This is a genomic window from Desulfovibrio simplex, from assembly GCF_055387835.1.
Genome location: NZ_AP042377.1, coordinates 1877380 through 1899022 on the forward strand (window position 1 = coordinate 1877380; position 21643 = coordinate 1899022).

General features: G+C 55.1%; 15 protein-coding genes. 12 read left to right on the forward strand and 3 right to left on the reverse strand.

The features are described from left to right. Positions 1 to 77 precede the first annotated feature (77 nt). The 5 genes from rpoC to hmcF all read left to right on the forward strand — a co-directional run bounded on the left by rpoC (position 78) and on the right by hmcF (position 8290). The gene (gene rpoC / locus ACZ5DH_RS07675; protein WP_464256473.1) at positions 78 to 4247 is read left to right on the forward strand and encodes a DNA-directed RNA polymerase subunit beta'; all 4170 of its coding nucleotides are present in this window, start codon (positions 78 to 80) and stop codon (positions 4245 to 4247) included. 1073 nt (positions 4248 to 5320) lie between these two features. After that, on the forward strand, positions 5321 to 5605 hold the full coding sequence (locus tag ACZ5DH_RS07680; RefSeq protein WP_464256474.1) for a hypothetical protein: 285 nt from the start codon (positions 5321 to 5323) through the stop codon (positions 5603 to 5605). Positions 5606 to 5725: 120 nt separating this feature from the next. Further along, entirely contained in the window at positions 5726 to 6130 is a 405-nt protein-coding gene (locus ACZ5DH_RS07685) for a cytochrome c3 family protein (protein ID WP_464256475.1), read from the forward strand. Between the two features lie 46 nt (positions 6131 to 6176). After that, positions 6177 to 6857 (forward strand): sulfate respiration complex protein HmcE, encoded by a 681-nt coding sequence (gene hmcE / locus ACZ5DH_RS07690; protein WP_464256476.1) that lies wholly within the window; start codon positions 6177 to 6179, stop codon positions 6855 to 6857. Positions 6858 to 6901: 44 nt separating this feature from the next. Further along, a complete protein-coding gene (gene hmcF / locus ACZ5DH_RS07695; RefSeq protein ID WP_464256477.1) occupies positions 6902 to 8290 on the forward strand; it encodes a sulfate respiration complex iron-sulfur protein HmcF in 1389 nt (462 codons plus the stop codon). Between the two features lie 187 nt (positions 8291 to 8477). Here hmcF and ACZ5DH_RS07700 read toward each other — a convergent pair whose 3' ends face one another. Together ACZ5DH_RS07700 and ACZ5DH_RS07705 are read right to left on the reverse strand one after the other, a co-directional pair. Beyond that, positions 8478 to 8834 (reverse strand): response regulator, encoded by a 357-nt coding sequence (locus tag ACZ5DH_RS07700; RefSeq protein WP_464256478.1) that lies wholly within the window; start codon positions 8832 to 8834, stop codon positions 8478 to 8480. Next, positions 8758 to 9303, reverse strand: a complete 546-nt coding sequence (locus ACZ5DH_RS07705) for an RrF2 family transcriptional regulator (RefSeq protein WP_464256479.1) — start codon at positions 9301 to 9303, stop codon at positions 8758 to 8760. Before ACZ5DH_RS07705 ends, ACZ5DH_RS07700 begins: the two co-directional genes overlap by 77 nt. Before the next feature lie 341 nt (positions 9304 to 9644). Between ACZ5DH_RS07705 and ACZ5DH_RS07710 the strand changes: the two genes are divergently transcribed. From ACZ5DH_RS07710 to ACZ5DH_RS07740, 7 genes are all read left to right on the forward strand, one after another. Continuing rightward, positions 9645 to 10061 (forward strand): RrF2 family transcriptional regulator, encoded by a 417-nt coding sequence (locus tag ACZ5DH_RS07710; protein ID WP_464256480.1) that lies wholly within the window; start codon positions 9645 to 9647, stop codon positions 10059 to 10061. Between the two features lie 1328 nt (positions 10062 to 11389). After that, entirely contained in the window at positions 11390 to 12244 is an 855-nt protein-coding gene (locus tag ACZ5DH_RS07715) for a respiratory nitrate reductase subunit gamma (RefSeq protein ID WP_464256481.1), read from the forward strand. 13 nt (positions 12245 to 12257) lie between these two features. After that, positions 12258 to 13862: a (Fe-S)-binding protein gene (locus ACZ5DH_RS07720; protein ID WP_464256482.1), complete on the forward strand. Its 1605-nt coding sequence runs from the start codon at positions 12258 to 12260 to the stop codon at positions 13860 to 13862. A 338-nt stretch (positions 13863 to 14200) separates the two neighbouring features. Next, entirely contained in the window at positions 14201 to 15307 is a 1107-nt protein-coding gene (locus ACZ5DH_RS07725; protein WP_464256483.1) for a hydrogenase small subunit, read from the forward strand. An 11-nt stretch (positions 15308 to 15318) separates the two neighbouring features. Beyond that, complete coding sequence (locus ACZ5DH_RS07730; protein WP_464256484.1) at positions 15319 to 17133, forward strand: nickel-dependent hydrogenase large subunit; 1815 nt, start codon at positions 15319 to 15321, stop codon at positions 17131 to 17133. A gap of 52 nt (positions 17134 to 17185) precedes the next feature. Then, entirely contained in the window at positions 17186 to 17890 is a 705-nt protein-coding gene (gene cybH / locus ACZ5DH_RS07735; protein WP_464256485.1) for a Ni/Fe-hydrogenase, b-type cytochrome subunit, read from the forward strand. A 214-nt stretch (positions 17891 to 18104) separates the two neighbouring features. Beyond that, entirely contained in the window at positions 18105 to 18629 is a 525-nt protein-coding gene (locus tag ACZ5DH_RS07740; protein WP_464256486.1) for a hydrogenase maturation protease, read from the forward strand. A gap of 626 nt (positions 18630 to 19255) precedes the next feature. Here the strand turns inward: ACZ5DH_RS07740 and ACZ5DH_RS07745 are convergent. After that, entirely contained in the window at positions 19256 to 20692 is a 1437-nt protein-coding gene (locus ACZ5DH_RS07745) for a DnaA ATPase domain-containing protein (RefSeq protein WP_464256487.1), read from the reverse strand. Positions 20693 to 21643: the final 951 nt, after the last annotated feature.

Sequence of the window (21643 nt, forward strand, 5' to 3'; positions counted from 1 at the left end):
AAATGGCGATCCCACTGGCGGGTGGCGCGACATAGCTAACGATTCCAACGAGCTTTTACCAAAGCAAGGTATTATATATGAGCCTGGACGATCTTTTCACCGCACGCGGCACGTCGGCCAACGTGACCAATATCCGCAATCTGAAAGCCATCCAGATTTCCATCGCCTCTCCTGAAGCCATTCGCGAATGGTCCTACGGCGAGGTGAAAAAACCGGAAACCATCAATTACCGTACCTTCAAGCCGGAACGTGACGGCCTTTTTTGCGCCAAAATTTTCGGCCCCGTGAAGGACTATGAATGCAACTGCGGCAAGTACAAGCGCATGAAGCACCGCGGTATCGTCTGCGAAAAATGCGGCGTTGAAGTCATTGCCTCCAAGGTGCGCCGTGAACGCATGGGCCATATCGAACTGGCCGCGCCGGTGGCGCACATCTGGTTTCTGAAGACCCTGCCTTCCAAGATCGGCACGCTCCTTGACATGACCATGGCTGATCTTGAAAAGGTGCTGTACTTCGACTCCTACATCGTTCTTGATCCGGGCCAGACCAACCTGCAGAAGCGTCAGGTCATTTCTGAAGATCAGTATCTTCAGATTCTTGACCATTACGGCAGCGACGAAGTGCTCACTGTGGGCATGGGCGCGGAAGCCGTGCGCAGCCTGCTGGAAGAACTGGATCTCGAAAAGCTCCGTACCGAACTGCGTGAGGAAGGCGAAGCCACCAAGAGCCAGACCAAGAAGAAAAAACTCACCAAGCGCCTCAAGATCATTGAGGCTTTTCTTGAGTCGGACAACAAGCCCGAATGGATGATCATGGAAGTTGTTCCTGTCATTCCGCCGGAACTGCGTCCTCTCGTGCCCCTGGACGGCGGGCGTTTCGCCACGTCCGACCTCAACGACCTGTACCGCCGCGTCATCAACCGTAACAACCGCTTGAAGCGGCTTATGGAACTCGGCGCGCCCGAGATCATCATCCGCAACGAAAAGCGCATGCTGCAGGAAGCCGTTGACGCCCTGTTCGACAACGGTCGTCGTGGCCGCGCCATCGCCGGCACCAATGGCCGCCCCCTCAAGTCCCTTTCGGACATGATCAAGGGCAAGCAGGGCCGTTTCCGTCAGAACCTGCTGGGCAAGCGCGTGGACTATTCCGGCCGCTCGGTCATCACCGTGGGCCCCTACCTCAAGCTGCACCAGTGCGGTCTGCCCAAGAAGATGGCGCTTGAACTCTTCAAGCCCTTCATCTACTCGGAGCTGGAAAAACGCGGTCATGCCTCCACCATCAAGAGCGCCAAAAAAATGGTGGAGCGCGAAGAACTGGTGGTTTGGGATATCCTTTCGGAAGTGGTGCGCGAATACCCCATTCTGCTGAACCGCGCGCCTACCCTGCACCGCCTCGGCATTCAGGCTTTTGAACCCCTGCTGGTTGAAGGCAAGGCCATCCGGCTGCACCCGCTGGTCTGCTCCGCCTACAACGCCGACTTCGACGGTGACCAGATGGCCGTGCACATCCCGCTGTCTGTGGAAGCGCAGATTGAATGCCGCGTGCTCATGATGAGCACCAACAACATTCTGTCGCCTGCCAACGGCGGCCCTGTCATCGTTCCCTCGCAGGACATCGTGCTTGGCCTCTACTACATGACCGCCGAGCGTAGTTTTGAAAAGGGCGAGGGCATGTCCTTCTGCGCCCCCTGGGAAGTCGAGAGCGCGCACGATGCGGGTGTCGTCTCCCTGCACGCCCGTGTCAAGGTGCGTATGCCCGACGGGTACACCTACGACACGACTCCCGGCCGCGTGCTGGTCAGCGACATCCTGCCCGAAAAGCTGCCCTTTGACTTTGTAAACTGCGTGCTGACCAAGAAAAACATCGCCCGCCTCGTGGGCGCTGCGTATCGCGAATGCGGCATCAAGGCCACAGTCATTCTGTGCGACAAGCTCAAGGATATGGGCTACGAGTTCGCAACCCGGGCCGGCGTGACCATCGGCGTCAAAGACCTGACCATTCCCGCCACCAAGAAGGGTATTCTTGCGGCGTCGCAGGCTGAAGTGGACGACATCGAACACCAGTACCGCGACGGTATCATCACCCGTACCGAAAAGTACAACAAGGTGGTGGACGTGTGGACCAAGGCCACTCAGGACGTTTCCACTGAAATGATCAAGGAAATCTCCTACGATGTCCTCACTGATCCCAAGACTGGCAAGCAGGAAAAGAACCAGAGCTTCAACCCCATCTTCATGATGTCCAACTCGGGCGCGCGAGGCAATCAGGACCAGATGCGTCAGCTTGCCGGTATGCGCGGCCTGATGGCCAAGCCTTCGGGTGAAATTATTGAAACGCCCATCACGTCTTCCTTCCGCGAAGGCCTGTCGGTGTTGCAGTACTTCACCTCCACACACGGCGCTCGTAAAGGTCTCGCGGACACGGCCCTCAAGACGGCCAACTCCGGTTACCTCACCCGCCGTCTGGTGGACGTGGTGCAAGACGTCATTGTGTCCGAACACGACTGCGGCACGGTGGATGGCATCGAGCTCACCCACCTCAAGGACGGCGGCGACATCAAGACGCCGCTGGCTGAACGCATCATCGGTCGCGCCCTGCTCTACCCGGTGTACGATCCCGATGATCCGGAAAAAATCCTGCTGCCCGAAAACACCATTATTGCGGAAGAAGAAGCCCAGATCATCAGCGACAAGGGCATTTCCTCCGTCATGGTGCGCTCGCCCCTTACCTGCCAGGCCGAACGCGGCATATGCGCCCTCTGCTATGGGCGTGACCTTGGCCGCGGGCACCTGGTGAACACGGGTGAAACCGTGGGCATTATCGCCGCCCAGTCCATCGGTGAACCGGGCACGCAGTTGACCATGCGTACCTTCCATATCGGTGGCACGGCTTCAAGCACCATTGAAAAGAACAAGTTCGAAGCCCTCAACACGGGCCGCGTCATCCTCAACCGGGTCAAGGCCGTCACCAACAGGGACGGCGTGCATCTGGTGCTGGGCAAGAGCGGCCAGTTGACCATTGTTGACGCCCAGGGCCGCGAACGCGAAAAATACATCCTGCCCAACGGCGCCCGCCTGCTGGTGCATGATGGCCAGGAAGTGAACAAGGGCACAGTGCTGGCCGAATGGGACCCCTTCAACGAACCCTTTGTGTGCGAAGAAGAAGGCACCCTGCGCTTTACGGACATCGTCGACGGCAAGACCGTTCAGGAAAAAGTGGACGATATCACCCGTCAGGCCAGCTTGACCATTATGGAATACCGCACCACCAACTTCCGCCCGTCCATCTCCATCTGCGATGACAACGGCAACGTGAAGAAGCGCAGCCACGGCGGCGCGGCGGCCATTTACAGCCTGCCGGTGGGCTCGATCATCATGGTCAAGGACGGCGACAACATCCAGGCCGGTGACATCATCGCCCGTAAGCCGCGCGAAACCGCAAAAACCAAGGACATCGTGGGTGGTCTTCCCCGCGTGGCCGAGCTCTTTGAAGTGCGCAAGCCCAAGGACATGGCCGTTGTTTCCGAAATATCCGGCACAGTCACCTACGCTGGCGAATCCAAGGGCAAGCGCAAGCTTGTGGTGACGCCTGAAATCGGTGAAGCCAAGGAATACCTGGTTCCCAAGGGCAAACACATCACCGCTGCCGATGGCGACTTTGTTGAAGCCGGCGACCCGCTGACCGAAGGTTACCCCGAACTGCACGACATCCTGCGCACCAAGGGCGAGAAATACCTGGCCCGTTACCTGGTGGACGAAATTCAGGAAGTCTACCGCTTCCAGGGCGTGGGCATTGACGACAAGCATATTGAAGTCATTGTGCGCCAGATGCTCAAAAAGGTTACGGTTCTGGATTCGGGCGGCACCAGCTTCCTGGTGGGCGAACAGGTCGACAAGGGCGAGTTCAAGCTGGAAAACCAGAGGGTCATTGCGGAAGGGCGTCAGCCCGCCACTGCGGAACCGCTGGTGCTGGGCATCACCCAGGCCTCTTTGACCACCTCCTCCTTCATCTCCGCGGCTTCCTTCCAGGAAACCACCAAGGTGCTGACCGAGGCTTCGCTCAAAGGCAAGATGGACTATCTGCGCGGTCTCAAGGAAAACGTCATTGTTGGCCGCCTGATCCCCGCCGGAACAGGCTACCGCGAATACGTCAATGGCGACATCGTGGTGCCGGATCAGAAAGAGCGTCCCGACAAGTTCCTTGAAGAGCTTGAAGATAACCCCATACTGGTTGATTTGAACGGCTAGAACAGCCGCACATACCATACAAGAAGCGCAGGGAACTCCCTGCGCTTCTTTTTATTCCGCCCCGCGCCAGCCCGCGCCGGCCTGCCCCTCGCTCGCCTGCAGCCCCGCAGCCCTCCTCACGCCCCCCCAGGAAACCTTCAGGAACACGCGCACCGGCAGAAGCCGATGCCAGAAATGCCTCACACGCTGTGGCAGTAATCAATCCCGCATGCCGCACAGCCATATCCAGGGCGCTTCAGTGACGCGGCTGTGGCGCTGGATACTGCCACGCGCGCCGCGGACAACGCCGCCTGCCCACGCGATCGCTTTCACCGTTCGTTTGCCTCTGCCCCCACCAGCAACCATCCCTGCTCCTGCTGTCACGCACGGAGGTCAAGAAGCGTCCGGGTCTGCTGCCATCCCAACGATATCTCACAAAAAAAGTGACGGCAGGCCTTTAAAAATTTGGGGAGGGGCGGGCAAGGAGGCTCGGCGACGCGGCATCCACGCCCCACGGAACGATCCGGTTCAGGCCAATGCGAGCCCTTTGCTTGTGAAAACCATAACAATAAAAAAATACTTATATTTCAGAAAAGTAAAAACCTCATTTTATGTTGGTTTTCATCTCCGTCAGGCTTCATAACAGCCGTTTCTGGCAATAGCGTACGGTAAAAAACAAATATAGCTGAAACGCTTACTGCTTCTCGCCGTAGGCATCCCCAAAGTTGTAAAAATTTATCAATATATTTAGATAAATACAAAAACTACTAATTTAGTAAGTAAAAATTGAATGTTCAACCGATAATTGGAGTAAAAAAATATGATTTGTGTCTGCAAAAAAGCTCCAGAACTCTCATACAACAGTATGATTGTGACAAAAATACTATATCTTTTGAGTCAACTTTTATCTTTAACAAGTCAAATTAGTTATAATTTTTTATCACAAAAAAATAGAAACTTAATTGACGCAGTATTTTTTATATAATAATGTTTTGGTAGTGATTAAGTAGATCAAGAATAAGAATGTTTAATTGCTCTTTATAAGTGCCTCATGTATCATGAGGCGTAACCGCGCGTGACGCAAGGGGGTTGCCATGTCTGCCTTATCAGAACGTGAGTACCTGGCGGAAGAAATTTGCGAACTGTATTCCAAGCTTGCCGGTGATGCGTATGCGGAAGACCTCAATCGTGCCCGAGATCTTGCACAAAGTGACGCGCCTCATGATCACTGGTTGCAAACCAACAGGCTGGACTATGAATCCCGCCTTTTCCTCTATCTCTCGGCAGCTTTTGCCATGAGGTGTATGAAGAATGAGCCTTACAAGTGCGCTGTTTTCATGCGCAACGCGGCTGAGGCGCTTCACGGGGCCAAGTCGTAGCTAAGCACAAAACCAGGGGAAATCCCGATGCGTGGGCTCGGGATTTCCTTATAATTTGCGCCGGCCTGGTTCATACCGGAGCAACATCATAAGGATTATGCCAGGAAGTAAGGATTCACCATGCAGGAAAAACACATCGGACTCAGGATCATTCTCCCCTGCCTGTTGTTTTTGACCTTCGGCTTGGTGCTGTCTTCGGGCGAGGCCTACGGTGAGGAGCGCATTCCCTTCACCTACCCGCCATTCAGTGCCAAAAAAATGCCGCCGGTCTTCTTCACTCACGATCAACACATTGCCTATCTGGCAGACAAAGGGCAGGACTGCACAACCTGCCACCACATGACGGACGAAGGCCTAGCCGAATCGTTCGCGAATGTCAGAAACGTCGCTCCAAGCAAACAGATGGACTATCTGCACGCTACCTGTACCGAATGTCACGTCAAACTTGCCAAGGGGCCCCGCCTTGTTGACTGCCGGACCTGTCATAGCGAGCGCATTGCATCTGAGAATGCCGCCAAGAATTAACTGGTTGTCACGTACAAGGTAGAAAGAAAGTAGGAGGCAAAATCAGATGGTTGATTTTATTACCGGACCCCTTTTTGTCGTTTCACTTGTGATCTTTGTGGTAGGCATGCTGGCCCGCGTTTTTTGGTATGTAAACGGTCTGGACTGGCGCCTTGAACGCGTGGCCTACCGGTACCATGCCAACCGCTCCATAGCGGGCATCTTTGCGTCAATCTTCAAATGGCTGATTCCTGGTGGAACCGACGGCTGGAGAACACAGCCCGTTGCCGCTGTTTTATTTTTCCTTCTGCACTTTGGTGCTGTGCTTGTTCCGCTCTTTCTGCTTGGCCATACTGTGCTGCTTGAGCGCTATGTCGGCATAACACTGCCTTCGCTGCCCGGCACCCTGGCCGATATTTTTTCCGTCATGAGCATTGTGGCCATCGTTCTGCTGGCCGTACGCCGCATGATTTCGCCTGCGCTGCGCCAACTCAACAGCGGCGGGGACTGGCTCGTACTGCTTTTGACATTTCTGCCCTTTGCCACAGGGCTTATGGCGCGGCTGGACATGTCCGCCTACCAAAGCTGGATGCTGGCGCACGTTCTGAGCGGCGAGCTTTTCCTTATTCTGGCTCCCTTCACCAAGCTTTCACACATAGTTCTCTTCTTCATGTCACGTGCTCAGCTCGGCATGGACTTCGCCATTAAAAGGGGCGGAGCCACCCGCGGCGGCGCTTTTCCCTGGTAAACGGGAACCTGTATCATTATTTTTTCGTCTGAAAGGAGCGGATTATGTCCGAATTGCTTTGCACCCCTACCCCAGTCACCACCAAAGAAGGCATTCTTGACCTGCTGAAGGACAAGGCCGGGGCGCAATATTATAGCCAGATGAAGGAAATGAAAGTGGACCAGGAAGCTCTGGCCCGCGACCTTGAACAGACCTGTAAATCGCGCACCCGCACATGGCTTAGTGTTTGCGCGCATTGCGCCATGTGCGCGGACAGTTGCTTTTTTTACAGAACCAACAACAATGATCCCACCCAGATTCCGTCGTACAAGATACAGGCCACTCTCGGCGAGCTTTTGCGCCGTAAGGGCAAGGTCGACGCCGAATTCATGATCAAGTGCATGGACGCGGCCTGGGGCAAGTGCACCTGCTGCAACCGTTGCGGCGTCTATTGCCCCCACGGCATCGACACGGGCGTCATGTTCAGTTACCTGCGCGGCATACTGTTCAAGCACGGCTTCATTCCCTGGGAAATGAAGATCGGTTCCGGCATGCACCGCGTGTACGGCGCGCAGATGGACGTGACCGAAGAAGACTGGCTGGAAACCTGTGAATGGATGGTGGAAGAACAGCAGGAAGAATGGCCTGATCTTGAAATCCCTGTGGAAAAAGAAAATGCCGACGTCATGTATGTTCTTAACGCCCGTGAGGTAAAGCACTATCCTGAAGACATCGCCCTGGCCGCGATTCTCTTCAGCGTGACCGACACCAACTGGACGGTGCCCAGCGAAGGATGGGAAAACACCTCCTTAAGCATGTTCGCCGGCGACTGGGAAGGCTGCGCGCAAAATGTCAAGCGCATCTATGCCGCTGTGGACCGCCTCAAACCCAAGGTGGTTGTGGGAACGGAATGCGGCCACGCCCACCGCGCCACCGTGGTTGAAGGCCCCTATTGGGCCGGGCGTGAAAGCGGGGATCCGCCGGTGCGCTTCATGCACTATGTGGAGTGGGTGGCAGAAATGCTGCGCACAGGCAAACTCAAGATTGATCCCGCGAAAAAAATCAAGGTTCCCTGCACGTTGCAAGATTCTTGCAACTATGTGCGCAACCATGGCCTCGGCATGGCCACCCGTGAGATCATGAGTTATATCGCGGAAGATTTCAGAGAGATGGACCCCAAGAGCGACCATAACTTCTGTTGCGGCGGCGGGGGCGGCCTTAACGGCATTGGCAAATACCGCCAGGAACGCAACGTAGGCCTCAAAAACAAGCTGGACCAGATCAAGGCCACCGGTGCGGAGATGGTTATCACCCCCTGCCATAACTGCTGGGACGCCATCCGTGATATGATGGAAGTGTACGAAGAACACAAGATCAAATGGTCTTTCTTGAAGCCCCTGCTGGCAGAGATGATCATTGTGCCGCCGCACATCCGGCATAACGAACCGGAGTAGGGCAAAATCAGCAGAACGACGTCGCTTTGTCCTTTGCCGACCGCAGTTCTGCTTTGCAAGGGCGCAACCAGCCCGTTGGCCGGGCAACGATCCCATTGCCCGGCCAACAAAAAATTCCAACGCGGTGCATCGCACGCAAAGGCCGATGCGGGCCCAACGCCGTGAAACGTTGTGCCGTGGCAGCGTACTAACAGGCTATAGCGGCGGAAACAGCACCCAGTAGCACGTCACCTGGACAGTTTTTGCTCAAAACCGGAACGCCAGTTCCGAAGCAAACGGGTCTCGGTCCTACGTTTGTACAGACAATGGCAGGAATATCACGCGTCTGCGAATTCCTGCGAAGGCGGCTGTACAAGATGGTGCCCGAAGTGCCCTGCAGTTCGACATCAAAAATGATGCAGTCCGGTTTGCAACTGTTGGCAAGCCGCAGGCTTTCATCACAGTTGGACGCTACGCTTACCTGATAGTTAGATTGACGTAAGACTTGCGACATCCTGTTTAGGCTTTCGGCATCGCTGTCTACCAAGAGAATATGCTTTTGCATTGGTGCCTCCGGGTTCTGATTCTGGTCGTCTGTTGACTAAATGGCCCTGTTTGCGATGAGCAGCACGACGCGGCGAAAACCCTGCGCTCTGACGAACGGAGCTGAGCGTCACCGCATCCAAAGAGTTCTGCAATGTCATGGCGGCCTTGTCCCAAACGTCAAAGGCGGCTTTGCCGGCTGGGGCTTCGCTGTTAACGCCGGGCAAGGTAATGCCGCCTTCCACCGCGCTGATTATGTCCGCCAGAGTTATGGAATCAGGGCTGCGGGCGAGCATGTGCCCCCCGGCGATGCCCCGTACGCTCTTGATAATGTTCTCAGATTGAAGCAAGCGCATGATTTTTTGCACAAACTTTTCAGAAATACCCGTACACGTCGCCAGTTCGGAAGCGGATGCCGGAATGTCCTGATCTTGTTCAGAAAGGCACAACAGCAAATGCAGCGCGTGACAGGACATTGTGGAAATACGCATAGTTATTCCTTATTTAAGGGAGACGATAACGTTGACTATACTTGATGCATCTAATTTAGACTGCTTTACTCATGATTCTTAGCTCAAGCCACTTGGGTCGTCAAGCGGGCTTAAAAGATTGTTTCTTGAGGCGTGCCCTGCGTAAAGGACGCTGGCATCGACTGTGAATGTTTTCTCAAGCCACACGACAAACTGAAAAAAGTTGTATCATAATTGCTACGTTGATGTTACTATTTGCCACACGCGCTTGTGCTTCGGATGTCGAACTTTTGTCTCAGCGTGATGAGGCCATAGGTTCCTTTTGATCTCCCCTTTTACCACTGTTCCACGGGGGATACGCAATGAAGCTTTCAGCCAAAACGCGCTATGCAGCTCGTATTTTACTGTATTTGGCAAACAATGGCTTTGAAACACCGGTTTCCTCAAGCCTGCTCGCAAGTAAGACAGGCATCAGCTCTCAGTTTATTGAACAAATTTTGCGCCAGCTTCGGTTGGCGGGCATCACCGGTAGCGTCCGCGGCGCCAAGGGTGGCCATGTCCTTTTGCGCAAACCGGAAGATCTTACTTTTGGTTGTATAGTGCGCCTGATGGAAGGAGGCATTGAGTTGAGCGGTTGCCTTGAAAAGCCCGGCAACTGTTCACGCTTTGACGCCTGCGAAGTGCGCAAAGCCTGGGAAAGCCTCCAGTCTACGCTGGATGGCGTGTTTGAATCCATTACCCTGCGTGACCTCATGCACGATGACCGGCTTTTGCTTTGAACAACGAGGCCTGTCCTCTTTCATTCCGCTTTCACAGGTATGCGCATACCACACGAGCGACAGGACAAGGGGCGGTTTGAGGCTTTTATTGTTGCAGTAACGGAATCCTGCACACACAGTGCGGAATTCCCATGCAACTACCTGTTCGCATGACAGCACACCTTTCCAAAGAGTACGCTACGTTTGTACGGCGTTTATCACTGCCCTGCGCCGTATATACTTGCAGGCCATCGCCCGCCCGCGTAACTTGAACCGTTTCAAAGTGAACGGGCCGTAAGCTGCAGCGCTGCTCCCATACATCTGCTGGCTTTTGCGCGTACATCGTTCCCGCACCAGTGCCTGCTGTCCTGTCACACTCGGAGTCTGGAGACTCCGCCAGCTCGCCCGTGGGCCCCGCTTCCACTCTTCTGCCCCTGCTGCCCTGACCCGCCGAAATCCGACAACGCGCCTGTTTCCCTATTGAACATCCCCCAACGCCTGCGGCCATGCCCCCGGTGTCTTGCCATTACGGCCAGTTCTTTCTTAAGCCACCTTGCGCTCGCCAACCCTGCTGTTCTGCACTCCCGCAGTCTGCACTCCGGCTGTTCCCACCTTCAGCAAACCTCCCAGGTTGGTATTTGACCTGCCCCTCAGCACCCTGCAATCGCGCCATTCCCGTCTGAACATTCCATCTTCCGCTTGCCCACATTGCAGGGCCATTTTACCAAACAATAATAACCATTGATTATCATTGCCTGTTATCTATCCTTGGCGTGGAGCCTGGTTAATCCCGTCTCTTTAACCGACTCTATTGGCAGGCAATTTACATGAATTGATCATTCATTCAACGTATTTCATAGTTTTTAAGTATTATTTCAACAGTCAGATAGCACCCGGAACAGCTGCTTTCACTCTTGCTGCAGAAAAAAAATTTTGGGGCTTGCTTAAAGCAGACTTTTGGGCTTAATCTTGCTGATTTACTTAAATAAAATTATTTTAATCTTGATTAAAATTGTCATAATGAATCATCATGAAATCTTTGCATTTTTTTATATTTGAGGTATCAGGAGTGCCACCGGGCAACTTGACTTCATGGCTTATCGTGATCAGTTCTCAACAGAGGCTGTCCGCCATAATCGCATACCCGGTACCTTTTAAGGAGAGGTTGCAGGCAAGCAGACGCATGCCGGGCTGTTAGCGGCGCACGGCTGGGCCGGGCCCGCCGAACCCATGTTTCAGCGGCATCTTGACCCTACGGGAGAAAACGCATGACCATTTTGTTTTACATCTTGGGCTATTTGGCGGTAGCCGGCTTTATTTGCATGGCATACTTGAAAATCAGGTCCTATATGGCCGCCAGCCCCTTGCATGTGCGCTGGGAACTTTACCCCGTTCCGCATGAAGGCAGCAAAACCGTCTACGGCGGCAGCTTCATGGAAGAAAAGGACTGGTGGACCAAGCCGCGTCACATTTCACATTGGGGCGACATCAAGGCACTGCTCACTGAAGTGCTTTTTCTGCATGCCACGTTTGAACACAACATCAAGCTGTGGGTGCGCTCGTATCCCTTCCATGTGGGCATGTACATGCTCATGGGAGGCACGATAATTGTGCTTTGCGCTGTCTTTGCCCAGCTTTTTGGCCTGAACCCCCAGGGCGGATTGATGCTCTTTGTGGGCAACGTCATCAATGCCATGGTGCTGGTCGGCACGCTGTGCATCATCATCGGCGGCATCGGCCTTATCGAGAGGCGCCGCAACGACGAAGGCCTGCGCCGCTACAGCACGCCCGAGCACTACTTCAACCTGATCATTTTCATAGTTTTCGGCCTTCTTGGCCTGGCCGCCTGGGCCTTCTCTCCTTCGTATTTCGAACTGGCCCGTACCTTTATTTACAACCTGATCACCTTCAACTTTGCACCGCAGACAAGCGTGCTGTTCAGCCTGCACCTGCTGGTGGGCTTCTTCCTGCTCATCTGGATTCCCATGACGCACATGGGGCACGTTTTCATGAAGTACTTCACCTATCATGACATCCGCTGGGGCGATGAACCCACCAGCTACAGCGAGAAGAACAAGCAGAAAATCCTTGAGGCCCTCAAGTTCAATGTGACCTGGTCGGCCAAGCATATCTCAGGCGATGGCGCCCCCAAAAGCTGGGTAGACGTTGCCACGACCAACCCCACAGAAAAGAAAGAAGACTAGGGAGAGTCCAGACATGAAAGACAACCTCCGTTTGACTGACGTTTCCACCGTCGACGGGCAGATGGTCAGCATTGACCTGAAGGAAATCCCCGATCTGGCGGTGGATATGCATACCATGCCATGGAAACCCTTCACTGACGAGCAAAAGGAAAACACAGCCTGTATTCTTGATGAAGTCTGTGTACTGAATATCCCCAAGCCCAAAAACCGTGAAGAAGAGGAAGAGCTGGTCAACAAGTTCCTTGATGGCATGCGCAAGCTTTTCACCAAGGAAAACAACTGGACCTTCCTGCCCATGCTTGAAACCAGCATGGACTACTGCGCCCAGTGCAACTCCTGCTCCGAAGCCTGTCATCTCTATGAAATGTCAGGCGAAAATGAAATGTACCGTCCCAATTTCCGTTCCGAGATCTTCCGCCGCATCTACAAGCAGTATGTGAAGAAGGAACCTCTGGCAAAATGGCGCTACGGCGACATGGACCTGAACTGGAAGACCGTGGCGCGCCTGGGCGAACTGGCCTACCGCTGCAACCTTTGCCGCCGCTGCGCCCAGACCTGTCCCATCGGCGTTGACAACGGCCTGCTGGCCCGCGAAATCCGCAAGCTGTTCAGCCAGGAAATGGGCATCTACCCGCGTGAACTGCACGAACGCGGCACCATGAATCACATGAAGGCCGGTTCTTCCACGGGCATGACGCCCGAAGTGGTGAAAGAAAACGTCGAATTCATCGACGAAGACTACACTGAAATCACCGGCGTGGGCATTCATACGCCCTTTGACGTGCAGGGCGCGGACATAATGCTGCTGCACAATGCCGGTGAAATCATGGCCTGGCCTGAAAACATCGCTTCCTTCTCCCTTATCTTCCAGGAAGCCGGCCTTTCATGGACGCTTTCCAGCAAGGCCCTTGCCTATGACGGCGTGAACTACGGCGTGTTCTACGACGACGCGCAGACCGCCCGCATCGCCCTGCAGCACATGATGGCCGCCAAGGAACTTGGCGTGAAAAAGATCGTCATCGGCGAGTGCGGCCATGCCCACAAAGCCCTTACGGTTATTGCCGACCGCGTCATTCCCTTTGAATACCAGGTTCCGCGCGAAAGCTGCTACGTCACCCTGCGTGACATCGTCATGAGCGGCCGCCTCAAGCTTGACCCCTCGCGCAATGACTTCCCCGTGACCCTGCACGACCCCTGCAACGTGGTGCGCCTTATGGGCATTGTTGAGCCACAGCGCGAAATTATCCGCAAGATCGCGCCCCAGTTCCGCGAAATGCCCCACCACGGTGTGGACAACTACTGCTGCGGCGGTGGTTCCGGCTTTGCCATCATGACCCGCAACAACATCGAACAATGGCGCGGCAACATCTCCGGCCGTAAAAAGATGTGGCAGATCAGCGAAGCCTTCAAGGATTGCCTTGGACCCGAAACCCGCAAGTACATCTGCGCCCCCTGCTCCAACTGCAAGGGCCAGATTCGCGAAATCCTTGAGCACAACGACCTGTACACCAAGAACAACTTCGCCTACGGCGGCCTGGTGGAACTGATTGTCAACGCCATGACCAACGTGGAGCCCGGCTTCATCAAGTTTGAAGGTGAAGAAGGCGCTGAAGATTAATACCCCTGAATGGGGACAGCGCACAGGCACCCACAATTGCCTGTGCTGATCAGGGGGGCTTAGGCCCCCCTTTTTTTGCGGCGCAAACACCAGCCTGCACCGCATAGATTCATTTATATACGATTAAATATTTACTTATTTTATTGCGGCGTACCCTTTGGAAAAATCTTTCATTAAAGTCGCAAGTCTGCAAAATCATTTTTCTCTTGCCTTTGGGCAAGTGGAACTATAACCTTATCAATAGCTTTTATGACATAGGGAAGCCGGACCGCTTCCCTCCTTTGCTGCATAACGCACCCCTCACGGCTCACTTCCAACCAGCAAGCGTTGAGGTAACTATGGCACGTCTTGAAACAACCGCCGAGGTTTTACGAAATAAGGGCGTAAGTCGCAGAGATTTTATGAAATTCTGCGCACTCACCGCCGTTGCCATGGGGCTTGGCCCCGGCGCGGATCTGGCCATTGCCCAGGCCCTTTCCACCAAACCTCGTCTGCCGGTGCTCTGGATCAACGGACTTTCCTGTTCCTGCTGCACCGAATCTTTTTTGCGAACCGCCCACCCTCTTGCGGCGGACATCATCCTTTCAATGATTGCTCTGGACTATCAGGACACCATCATGGCGGCCGCTGGCGACCAGGCCAACGCCGCGTACGAGCAGGCCATCGAAAAGTACAAGGGGCAGTATATTCTGGCCCTTGAAGGCAATGTGCCCCTGAACGCACAGGGCATGTACTGCATTGACGGCGGCAAGCCCTTTTATGAAAAGCTCAAGCAGGGTGTGGAACATGCCAAGGCCGTTGTGGCCTGGGGCACGTGCGCATCCTGGGGCTGCGTGCAGGCGGCCTCGCCCAATCCCACCGGCGCCACCCCCTTGCACAAGCTTTTTCCCAACAAACCGCAGATCAAGGTTCCCGGCTGCCCGGCCATTCCCGAGGTCATGAGTTCCATCCTGACCTACATCATTACCTATGACCGCCTGCCGAGCCTTGATTCACAGGGGCGGCCCGAAATGTTCTACGGCGTGCGCGTGCATGACCAGTGCTACCGCCGCGCCCACTTCGACGCCGGGCAGTTTGTCGAGTCGTGGGATGACGAGGGCGCGCGCTCCGGCCTGTGCCTGTACAAAATGGGCTGCAAAGGGCCCACCACGTACAATGCCTGCCCTTCCACCCGCTGGAACAACGGCGTTTCCTTCCCCATCCAGTCCGGGCACGGCTGCATCGGCTGCTCGGAACAGAACTTCTGGGATCAGCAGTCCTTCTATGACCGCATCACCACCATCCCGCACATGGGCACCAACTCCACGGCCGAAACCGTGGGTGTTGCCGCTGTGGCCGGTGTGGCGGCAGGCGTGGCCATTCACGGCGCGGCAACCATGGTCCGCCATGCCTGCTGCGACAAGAAAAAAGCCCCGGAAGCTAACGACGACACCAGCAAGAGCTAAGGAACGCACCCATGTCCTACGAATACAATACGCAAGGATATACTGTTGTTGACGCGGGCCGCCGCCTCGTTGTGGACCCTGTGACCCGCATTGAGGGGCACCTGCGCTGCGAGGTGAACATCAATGATGACAACGTCATCACCAATGCCGTTTCCTGCGGCACCATCTTTCGCGGCATAGAAATCATCCTTAAAGGCCGCGACCCGCGCGATGCCTGGGCCTTTACCGAGCGCATCTGCGGCGTGTGCACGGGCACCCATGCCCTGTCTTCCGTGCAGGCCGTTGAAAACGCCCTGGGCATTGATATCCCCGATAACGCCAATATCATCCGCAATCTTATGCAGCTCTGCCTCATGTACCACGACCATCTGGTGCATCTGTACCATCTGACGGGGCTCGACTGGGTGGACGTGGTTTCGGCCTCCACCGCCGATCCCAAGGCCACCTCGGAGCTGGCGCAAAAACTGTCGCCCTGGCCCAATTCTTCGCCGGGCTACTTCAAATCCGTCAAGGACAAACTGCTCAAGCTCATCAATTCCAACCAGCTTGGCATCTTTACCAACGGCTACTGGGGCCACCCTGCCTACAAGCTCCCGCCCGAAGCCAACCTGATGGTTGTCGCCCACTATATTGAAGCCCTGGATTTCCAGAAAGACGTGGTGCACATTCACACCATCTTTGGCGGCAAAAACCCGCATCCCAACTGGCTGGTGGGCGGCGTACCCTGTTCGCTCAACATTGACGGCGTGGGCGCTGCCGACGTCATCAACCAGGAACGCCTGGATTTCATCCTCCAGGTCATCGAACGCTGCCGCACCTTTGCCCAGCAGGTGGTGATTCCCGACACGCTGGCCCTGGCCAGCTTCTATGGGGACTGGCTCAACATCGGCGGCGGGCTGTCCAAGCTCTCGGTACTGGCGTACGGCGGCATTCCCAGCATTGCCAATGATTACACAGATAAAAGCCTGCTTTTGCCCCCCGGTGCCATCATCAACGGCAAATTCGATCAGGTTTTTCCCGTTAACCTCACCAATCCCGAAGAAATTCAGGAAACGGTCAACCACTCGTGGTACAAGACCTACCCTGCGGGCAAGACAGGCCTGCACCCCTGGGAAGGCATCACCGAGCCTCACTACAACCCCGGACCCAACATCAAGGGAACGCCCACAGACCTCAAGCAGGTGGACGAAAGGGACCGCTACTCCTGGCTCAAGACGCCCCTGTGGCGCGGACACCAGATGGAAGTCGGCCCTCTGGCCCGCATGCTCATCGGCTACGCCCGCAAGAATGACGAAATCAAGGGCCTGGTTGACGACTTTCTGGGCCGTGCGGGTGGCGTGCCCGTCACCGTGCTTCAGTCCACCCTGGGCCGCATCGCCGCCCGCTCTCTGGAGCTGGCCTGGTCCGCGGAAAAGATGCGCTATTTCTATGACAGGCTTATTGCCAACCTCAAGAACGGCATACGCACCACGGCCAATACCGCCAAGTGGAAGCCCGAAACCTGGCCCGCCACCGAACTGCGGGGCGTGGGCTTTACCGAAGCTCCGCGCGGCGCGCTTGGCCACTGGGTCAAGATCAAGAACAGAAAAATTGAAAACTATCAGTGCGTGGTGCCCACCACATGGAACGGCGCGCCCCGCAGCCCCGACGGCCAGCTGAGCGCCTACGAAGCCTCGCTTATGAACACGCATATGGATATTCCGGAGCAACCTCTGGAAATCCTGCGCACGCTCCACAGCTTTGACCCGTGCCTGGCCTGCTCGACCCACATTATCGGGCCTGACGGCAAAGATCTGCTCACCGTGCGCATGGATCGGGGCATGTAGCTTCGCCCATTGACGCCCGGCGCACCAGCGCCCCAAGCGTAGGAGAACCATCATGAGCGAGATGAAAAAAAATCCGCCTGAAATGCCTTTGGGCAAGAGCATATATGTGTACCAGCTGCCCATCCGCATCTGGCACTGGGTCATGGTCATCTGCGTGTGCGTGCTCATTGTCACGGGCTATATCATTGGCAAACCCTGGCTTTCCGTGGCAGGCACCTCCGCCTACGACACCTTTTACATGGGCTATACCCGCATGGCGCACTTCATCGCGGGTTTTGTGCTCATCATATCAACTGTGCTGCGCTACATATACGGCATCTTCGGCAACCGCTACTCGCGCGAGCTGATCATCCTGCCGGTCTGGAGCAAAACCTGGTGGAATGAACTGTGGCACGACATACGCTGGTACCTTTTTCTGGACAAGGAACCACGCGCCTATATCGGGCACAACCCCCTTGCCCAGGCCGGAATGGCCGTGGGCATGGTCTTCATGCTTGTCATCATGCTTACAGGCCTTGGCATGTACGCTGAAAGCAGCCATCAGGCCTTTTTCAGGCCCTTCCTCTTCGTGCTGGACTTCGCCTACTGGATCGGCGGCAATGACCAGGAGCTGCGCAGCCTGCACCGCCTTGGCATGCTGCTGCTGGTCACCTTTGTGACCGTGCATATCTACATGGTCATACGCGAAGAAATCATGGGCAAAACCACTCTGGTTTCCGGCATGTTCAGCGGATACAGGGAGCGGCGCAAGCCTTAAGCCCTTTCAGACCACACATCAGGGCGGCCCCGCACGAGTGGGGCCGCCCTCTGCTTGAGCATTTAACACTAGAAATGCTCGCATACGGCAGGCAAAAGCCCGCCTACTCGCATTTCGTGGCAAGGATTTTCAGAAAAATCCTTGCAGAGCAATTAACTCATTTCATTCGTAAACTGCTCTTGCAGGCGCAACCTGCACCGTAACAGGACATTTCATGAAAGCGGTAGTAATCATCGGACTGGGCAATATTCTTTACGGCGACGAAGGCTACGGCGTCAGGCTGGCGCAAAATCTCTACTCCCACTGGGACTTTCCCGACCATGTGGACATTGTTGATGGCGGCACCCAGGGGCAAACCCTGCTGACCCACGTTGAACGCGCGGACAAGCTGCTGGTGCTGGATGCTGTGGATTTTGGCCTGGAGCCGGGGCAGATGGTCTTGCGGGACCAGATGCCCGCCTATCTCACAGCCCAAAAGATCGGCCCGCACCAGAACAGCTTTTCTGAAGTTCTCGGTCTTGCCACGCTGCGCGGCAACATGCCCGAGCAGTGCGCCCTCATTGGAGCGCAGCCTGCGGCCATGACCCTGGGCGCGCCTCTGTCGCCCGCCGTGGCCCAATGCCTTGACAAGGGTGAAGACATGGCGCTGGATATTCTGCGGCGCTGGGGCGTTGAGCCCGCCCGGCGGAATGAACCGCGCCGCCTGTCGGCCTCCGCGCTGGACGCATTGCTGCGGTAGGGCGCAGCAGGCACTGTTGCGTTGAAATATTTTGTGGGGGAGGGGCGCGGCTGCCGCGCTTTTCGCAATGCTGATGCACGTGCTGAAATGCTTTGTGGGGGAGGGACCCTTTTGCAAAAGGGTCTCCTCCCCCACGCCCCCACCCCCTAAAACCTTTATTGTTGTTTAGAGCATTTTCACTTTGAAATTGCTCTGGCGACTGCGTGAGCAGGCGCCCGCAGCGAAGGCGTAAGCGCAGCTTCAGCCGTTGCCCGCAGGGCTTACGGATGAAGACAGCACCGCTATTTATTTGCGCTGTTAAGCGCCGAAGCATGCGTGTCTTAAACTTTGAGAATGTCCATTCTCAAAGTTAATCTGGTCTAGAGCATTCTAACTTTGAAATAAGTTAAAATGCTTTAGCCCTGCAGTGGTATTTGCACTCGTTGCGAGTATATATTCCCAGCGGCACGGTATCCGACACTCTGCATTCACAAGCAAAAGGCCACCTGCCAGGCAGGTGGCCTTTTGCTTTGCGCTTGCGCCCTTGACTGGCTGAAGCCATAAAAAGACGGCCCGCTCCTTGGAGAACGGGCCGCAATTTTTTCAGCAGGCAGGGCTATATAGTGCGTGGCTGCATGATCTGCAGCTTACATGGCGTGAGCGCTTGCAAGACCGGCATTGCGCTCGATCAGCGACACCGCGCGGGCAATACGCCGCCCTTCGGTGGACTGCTTGGAAAGCTCACGTTCCAGAGAAGTAATGCCCTTGATGACAGTGGAATGACGGCGATTGAATTTTTCGCCAATCTCTTCCAGGGTCATTTCCGTATGCTTGCGGGCCAGATAAAAGGCTGTATTACGGCCTGTGACGCATTCCTTGCGGCGCGACTTGGAGGCCAGCTGGCGCTCGTTAAGGCCATAACTTTCACACACAAGCCGCAGAATGGTGGAAAAATCCGGGCCGCAAGCCACGTCCGCATACTGACTCAGCACTTCCATGGCCAGATCAAGATTCAGGCCGCAGTTAAGCAGACGCGCCTTGAAAATAAGGCTGTTGAGACAGGACTCCATCTGGCGCACATCGCCATTGAGGCGACTGGCGAGCAATTCACAAACCGAGTCCGGCAAAAGCACCTGAAAACTTCTGGCTTTCTGCCCAAGGATGTCGCAGCGCATGTCCTTGGTGGGACGGCCCATGTCTGTCAAAATGCCCGAACAGAAGTGTGATACAAGCTGGCTGTCCACACGCTGCAACTCGCGCGGCGAAAAGGACGATGTAAATATGGCGCGCCCGCCCTTGGCCTGAAGGTTTTTGACAACGGCCAGAGCCATGTCCTGCATTTTTTCCTTACCCTGGAAAAAGTGCACGTCCTCCATAAGCAGCACATCAAGCTCGCGAAAGCGGGCTTTAAAGCCTTCAATGTCCTGAGCGCGCAGCGCGGTCACAAAGCGCGAGGCAAACTCCTCGGCGGTGAGATAGCCCACGCGCACATTGCCGCTCTCTTCGTTGATGGCGCGGCCCACGGCCTGGGCAAGATGTGTTTTGCCAAGACCGGATGCGGAGTTTACAAACAGGGTACGCACACAGCCATGCCTGCGGCTGACGTCCTGCGCTGCGGCCACGGCCATGTTATTGGTGGGGCCCACAACAAAATCCGCGAAGGAATAGCGCCAGTTCTGCGTGCTGCGAAATATGACGGGCGCCGCAAGGGGGAGTGATGCCTGCTGCAAGGCGGGCGCCGCAACCGCAGCGGGCTCAGGCCGAACCTTGGGCGTCGCCAGCGCAACCTGCGGTTCTTCCGCAGGAGCCCTGGACTCCTGAGCAGGCACTTCGGTCTCCTGACCGGCCGCCGTGATGCACACGCTGACCTGTCCCGGTTCAAGGCCCAATACAGGAGCGGCGGCCTCTTTCAAGGTCGTCAGCATCATGCTTTCCAGCCTGCTGGCCACATAGGCGTTGGGGGCCACAAGGTGCAGCCCTTTTTCGTCCACGCTGGCATGCAAAGGAGCAATCCAGACTTTGAAAAGCCCGGATTTAAGCATTTTTTTGAGATTTTCAGAAATTTCAGCCCATTTTTCTCGCATGAGGCTTTGTAGCGTAAAACGAGGTGGCCGGGCAATTGATGAATAATGGCAGTTTGAGGCAGAACGCTTATTTGCTTTCCCCAATAGCAACACTGGATAATCGGCAGAAATGCTTTATGTTTTTATAATTAGTGGTCTGCTGGGGCCGTGCTGAAAAGCCTTACCCCTCAAGGGTTTTTAAAATCTAATAAGCTATATTAACAAATACTGACATTGCAATTAACATTTATAGTTTAAATTTACTCTTGTTTTCTCATGCATACTCCATTTTTTGAGCATGTTCATTAAAAGTTCCGAACCATAAGGGCAGGCTGATTGTCAAGGGGGAAAAAAGTTTTTTTTCCTTTTTTTCACTCCGTCCGAGCCATGCAATTTTTCATTTTTCACGTCAAAGCAAACTAAAATTATATAGATTTTCTTGATGCCCTCTAGTTTGTCATTAAAGCAATTCCAGACAGTTTCAGTGTGAAATCGCTATTGCGGCAACGGAGGCAGGCGCACGTTCTTCAGAGCCTCCTGGACGAGAAACGCGCGGGGCCAGCACAGGCTGATGCCCGCCATAGGAATGCAACAGGCAAATGCTGTTCAGCCAGTCGCATGTCGGGTGTTGCGGTGAGAAGCGTTAGAGCATTTTAACTTTGAAAAAGTGTAAATGCTCTAACGCTGCACGAAAGTGCAGCGCGCCACAACATGGCGTGGATTCAGCCGAAAATCGCATTTTTCGGCTGAATGAACACTTTGAAATGTGAAGCATTTCAAAGTTAATCTGCTCTAGTACGATGTGGAGTTACCATGGCCTGTACCAGCCAAACATCCTTCTGAGGGCACACAACGTGAAAGCCCCCCGGAAAAATCCGAGGGGCTTCCAAAACCGGTGGCATTGCGGCCAGAAGCCGCGACTGAAAAAACGGTCTACACCTCCGGCAGAGATGCAGGCATTCAGCCTTACAA

What these genes read in the sequence shown, in the direction of transcription:
- rpoC (WP_464256473.1), top strand. Translation starts at nt 78, where the DNA reads ATGAGCCTGGACGATCTTTTCACCGCACGCGGCACGTCGGCCAACGTG.
- ACZ5DH_RS07680 (WP_464256474.1), top strand. Translation starts at nt 5,321, where the DNA reads ATGTCTGCCTTATCAGAACGTGAGTACCTGGCGGAAGAAATTTGCGAA.
- ACZ5DH_RS07685 (WP_464256475.1), top strand. Translation starts at nt 5,726, where the DNA reads ATGCAGGAAAAACACATCGGACTCAGGATCATTCTCCCCTGCCTGTTG.
- hmcE (WP_464256476.1), top strand. Translation starts at nt 6,177, where the DNA reads ATGGTTGATTTTATTACCGGACCCCTTTTTGTCGTTTCACTTGTGATC.
- hmcF (WP_464256477.1), top strand. Translation starts at nt 6,902, where the DNA reads ATGTCCGAATTGCTTTGCACCCCTACCCCAGTCACCACCAAAGAAGGC.
- ACZ5DH_RS07700 (WP_464256478.1), bottom strand. Translation starts at nt 8,834, where the DNA reads ATGCAAAAGCATATTCTCTTGGTAGACAGCGATGCCGAAAGCCTAAAC.
- ACZ5DH_RS07705 (WP_464256479.1), bottom strand. Translation starts at nt 9,303, where the DNA reads ATGCGTATTTCCACAATGTCCTGTCACGCGCTGCATTTGCTGTTGTGC.
- ACZ5DH_RS07710 (WP_464256480.1), top strand. Translation starts at nt 9,645, where the DNA reads ATGAAGCTTTCAGCCAAAACGCGCTATGCAGCTCGTATTTTACTGTAT.
- ACZ5DH_RS07715 (WP_464256481.1), top strand. Translation starts at nt 11,390, where the DNA reads ATGGCCGCCAGCCCCTTGCATGTGCGCTGGGAACTTTACCCCGTTCCG.
- ACZ5DH_RS07720 (WP_464256482.1), top strand. Translation starts at nt 12,258, where the DNA reads ATGAAAGACAACCTCCGTTTGACTGACGTTTCCACCGTCGACGGGCAG.
- ACZ5DH_RS07725 (WP_464256483.1), top strand. Translation starts at nt 14,201, where the DNA reads ATGGCACGTCTTGAAACAACCGCCGAGGTTTTACGAAATAAGGGCGTA.
- ACZ5DH_RS07730 (WP_464256484.1), top strand. Translation starts at nt 15,319, where the DNA reads ATGTCCTACGAATACAATACGCAAGGATATACTGTTGTTGACGCGGGC.
- cybH (WP_464256485.1), top strand. Translation starts at nt 17,186, where the DNA reads ATGAGCGAGATGAAAAAAAATCCGCCTGAAATGCCTTTGGGCAAGAGC.
- ACZ5DH_RS07740 (WP_464256486.1), top strand. Translation starts at nt 18,105, where the DNA reads ATGAAAGCGGTAGTAATCATCGGACTGGGCAATATTCTTTACGGCGAC.
- ACZ5DH_RS07745 (WP_464256487.1), bottom strand. Translation starts at nt 20,692, where the DNA reads ATGCGAGAAAAATGGGCTGAAATTTCTGAAAATCTCAAAAAAATGCTT.